The 3,753-nt window shown below is 60.7% G+C and carries 6 protein-coding genes and 1 pseudogene; 1 reads left to right on the top strand and 6 read right to left on the bottom strand.

Annotated elements, in window-relative coordinates:
* From EI28_RS15020 to EI28_RS11390, 6 genes and pseudogenes are all read right to left on the bottom strand, one after another.
* Window positions 1-111 (bottom strand): annotated as a pseudogene (locus EI28_RS15020) (30S ribosomal protein S24e); the annotation flags it as partial.
* A 223-nt stretch (window positions 112-334) separates the two neighbouring features.
* The gene (locus EI28_RS11410) at window positions 335-820 is read right to left on the bottom strand and encodes a GTP-dependent dephospho-CoA kinase family protein (protein WP_048114963.1); all 486 of its coding nucleotides are present in this window, start codon (window positions 818-820) and stop codon (window positions 335-337) included.
* Complete coding sequence (gene spt4, locus EI28_RS11405) at window positions 820-1,020, bottom strand: transcription elongation factor subunit Spt4 (protein WP_011845075.1); 201 nt, start codon at window positions 1,018-1,020, stop codon at window positions 820-822. Before spt4 ends, EI28_RS11410 begins: the two co-directional genes overlap by 1 nt.
* Before the next feature lies 1 nt (window position 1,021).
* Window positions 1,022-1,588 (bottom strand): DNA-directed RNA polymerase, encoded by a 567-nt coding sequence (locus EI28_RS11400; protein ID WP_048114961.1) that lies wholly within the window; start codon window positions 1,586-1,588, stop codon window positions 1,022-1,024.
* A gap of 7 nt (window positions 1,589-1,595) precedes the next feature.
* Window positions 1,596-1,976 carry a PIN domain-containing protein gene (locus EI28_RS11395; protein ID WP_231476784.1) on the bottom strand — a complete coding sequence of 127 codons (381 nt, stop codon included), beginning with the start codon at window positions 1,974-1,976 and terminating at the stop codon, window positions 1,596-1,598.
* Complete coding sequence (locus tag EI28_RS11390) at window positions 1,973-3,208, bottom strand: translation initiation factor IF-2 subunit gamma (protein ID WP_048114957.1); 1,236 nt, start codon at window positions 3,206-3,208, stop codon at window positions 1,973-1,975. The genes EI28_RS11395 and EI28_RS11390 overlap by 4 nt, the downstream gene beginning before the upstream one ends.
* A gap of 208 nt (window positions 3,209-3,416) precedes the next feature.
* Between EI28_RS11390 and nikR the strand changes: the two genes are divergently transcribed.
* Window positions 3,417-3,753: nickel-responsive transcriptional regulator NikR (nikR, locus tag EI28_RS11385; protein WP_048114955.1), on the top strand; the 337-nt coding region annotated here is incomplete at its 3' end.

The following is a 3,753-nucleotide window of genomic DNA, read 5'->3' as shown; positions in this document are numbered from 1 at the left end:
CTCCTGAATGCTCTTGCGAGAAGGCGTCGCTCCGTCGAAGGTGAGAGTAAACTCGAGCTCTCTCCTCTTCAACAACTCATTCCTCACATCACGGGTAATTTCGAAGTCCATCGATATCCCTAAAATATTGTTGGGGCGTTTATTTATACTCTGGGATGGGAGGTCGGGGTCGTTCCGGTGCACCTGCCTCCCGCCTTCGAGGCAGTTGTATCCCACTTGAGGCCGTGCAATTACCTCTGCGGTCAGTTCACGCGAAGACGCGAAAGGAACCTGCAGGCAATTGTACTGAAATTCACATGGGGTGACGTAAAAAGATGGTATGTAGTTCCTTTCCTCACTCGCGCACGAAAACGCTCAGCATGGATGCGGCCTCCTGCTTCGCCGCCGCGTCCACGAGCCGGAGGACGACCCCCTCTCCCGGCTGGCCGTAGAGGACGGCGGCTCCGTCCGGTGCGGCGAGGACGAGCGGGATGACCGCAAGATCCTCCTCGCCGTCGACAAAGATCACCCCGGGAGGGTTCCCGACGACCTCCCCGATCGCGTCCTCAAGTTCGGCGGTGATCGTGCCGGGAGGATTCTTCACCGTCAGCCTTCTGGCCCGGAGGAGGGGCGAACGGTTGCAGGGCGTGCGCATCGTGTAACCGTCGATGATGGCGATCTCGGGGACGACTCCTGCGGCGAGGAGGTTATGGGTCACCACGTCGCCGACGGCGTAGACCGCCCGGCCTTCGAGCCGGGGGAGGAGTTCGTCGACACTCGCATAAAGGGTGCCGAACGGTTTTTTGAAAAGCCCCCGGTGCGCTTCGGGAAGCCGGAGCATCAGCGGACCTTCAGCGCGTACCTGCCGGCCATGGTGATATTCATCTTCTTTGCTATCTCCGAGTGTTCCGGATCGATGATCACGACGTAGCCCGCCCAGTCCTCGCTCAGGTTCGACGTGCCGCAGATCACGCAGCTCTCTCCCTCGACGACCCGGTGGCACTCGCGGCAGACCTTGAGCACCTTCTTACGGACGACCATCCTATGCCGCCCCCTTCTTCTCCTCTTCGAGTTCCTCTTCCAGCCACGTCGTGGTTCCGAGACCCGACTGGCGCATGGTGAGGCCGATCTTGCTTTCTCTGGGCTCGCGCTCGTTCAGCGAGAGCGCAACGATCCGGGCCCGGACACCGTCGCCGACGGCGATCGCTCGCTTCGAATCCTGGCAGACCAGCCTGCCGTTCTTCTCGTCGTAGTTGATGTATTCGTCCGATATCTGGCTCACGTGGAGCATGGCATCGATGGGCCCGAGGCTGACGAAGGCGCCGAAACTCGTCGTCTCCACCACCAGGCCCTCGATCACTTCCTGGAGCCCCAGGCGGAGCACCGCCGCCTCGAACCTGACATCGTAGTAGACGGCACCGTCCCCGGGGATCAGCTCTCCCTCGCCGACGTTGAGAATATTCGTCACCGCAATGAAGATCCCGATCTCCTTTGTGATGCTGCCTTCCAGTTGTTCCTGCAGTACGTTGAGGATAACCTTCTCCAGGTCCTCCCCGAGGCGGTGCGGCGGAACGCGCACCTTGTCCTCCAGCGTCATCTTATAATACATGGTTTCACTATCCCCTCATCAGTTCCAGTGTTCTCTCTCTCCGCATCGAAACAACGTCGATCCCCTCGCGGAGGAGAGTGTTCCGGAGCCGGCGATCATTCGTCGCCACGATGCATCCTTCCCGCCGGGCGTACTCGGTCACCCGGTCGTCCACATGCTCCGCGGTACTCCCGCTCGGGACGACCGTCGAGCGCCGGGCCATCGCAAGGCCCACACGGGCGGCAGCCGCGTCGCGGCCGCGGCCCCGGGCGAGCCCCGAGAGCTCACCGACCACTTCTTCGAGCGTCACCGGTTCGAAATCCCCGAAGAGGCCCATAAGCTCGTCATACAGGTCGATCCCGAACTGGGCCGGCATCAGCAGGGCGTTCGTGTCGAGGAGCACCCTCACTCGACCAGAACACCCATGCCGATCAGCCGCCATCTTCCGCCGACCTGTCTGCTGATGGCGATTCGTGCGCCGACCTCCGCGCAGACCGCCCGTTTCAGCTGAACCTCCACCTGGTTCTTCTTCGTGTTCACGATCACGCCGACGGTGACGGCGGTGCCGACCGAGAGCATCAACGGCTCCTTGTGCTTCAAGGGCTCGATGATCTGCTCGCTGTCCGCGCCGACCACCCGGTCCATGAGCGTCACGTCGAACTTCAGCCGTTCCCATACCGGCGGGAGTTTCCCCACGAGCCCGGCAACCTGCCCGGCGAGGGCGTCGCTCTTCGTCAGCGCCGGATCGAGTTTCGTCGCGACGCCGAGGAGGCCCCCGGGCGTTGCCTCGGTCACGCCGGCCTTACCTGCGTTGATGGAGGTGATCTTCGTCTCGATCGGCTCCCACTTCGTCCGGTTCTCGATCTGGACCTGCCGGCCGGGTCGGATCTCGATGTCGTCTCCCTCACGCAGTACTCCCCGGATGAGCGAACCGCCGATGACGCCGCCCTTCACGTCCCGCCAGTTGCAGCCGGGTTTGTTGACGTCGAACGACCGCGCGACGAGCAGCAGGGGGTCGATCTCCGGATCGCGTTCGGGCTCCGGGATGACTGTATCAAGGGTCTGGATCAGGGCACCGATATTGACTCCCTTCTGCGCGGAGACCGGGATGATGGGTGCGTTCTCGGCGATGGTGCCCTTGACGAACCGCTTGATCTGTTTGTAATGCTCCAGCGCCTCGGCCTGCGTAACCACGTCGATCTTGTTCTGGACGATGACGATCCTCTTGATACCGATCAGCTCGAGCGCCATCAGGTGCTCCTTGGTCTGGGGCTGTGGGCAGACCTCGTTTGCAGCGATGACGAGCATCGCGCCGTCCATCAGCGCGGAGCCCGAGAGCATCGTCGCCATCAGCGTCTCGTGTCCGGGGGCGTCGACGAACGAGACCGTCCGGAACGCAACTGCCTTCTCTCCGCAGCTCGGGCATTCCGGTTGGGAAGTGTAGGCATCAGCCCCCTCGCAGTTCTCGCATTTGTAAAAAGTCGTGTCCGCGTAGCCGAGCCGGATGGAGATGCCGCGCTTGATCTCCTCGCTGTGCCTGTCCGTCCAGGTCCCGGTCAGCGCGCTGACCAGAGTGGTCTTGCCGTGATCGACATGACCTACGAGCCCAATATTGACACCGGGAATGAATGCATCTCGCAAAAGTTTTCGAACCTCCTTATCCAATATATAGTGACACTACTTATACATAATCAGTAGGGATTATTCTGCCGCCCGGCACTGCGCTTTCATACTACGCGCGGGCGATCCCCGGGTTGTCACCTCCTGTTCGGCATACGAAGTATGAATAATGCACTGGTTGTTAGCGAATATTTATACTCTATGAAGAGAGATATGAAAACTGATCGCAATGCCAGGCGAGACTGAACTTTCACGTATCGGGATCTCGCTCCCCAAGAACCTCCTCGATAAGTTCGACGAGATCCTGACCCTCCGGGGGTACTCTTCCCGTTCCGAAGGGATACGGGATTCAATACGAAGTTACATCACTCACTACCAGTGGATATCCGACGTAAAAGGCGAGCGCCAGGGTGTCATCACCATGGTGTACGAACATGACCAGCGGGGTCTGCTCCAGACGCTCACCGAGATCCAGCACCAGTATGCCAGCAGCATTCAGGCATCTCTGCACTCGCACGTGACCCACAACAAGTGCCTCGAAGTGATCCTGATCCGGGGTGACGGGG

It is taken from the genome of Methanoculleus sp. MH98A (genome assembly GCF_000691865.1).
Taxonomy (GTDB): domain Archaea; phylum Halobacteriota; class Methanomicrobia; order Methanomicrobiales; family Methanoculleaceae; genus Methanoculleus.
This window is presented reverse-complemented; position numbering and strand designations above follow the sequence as displayed.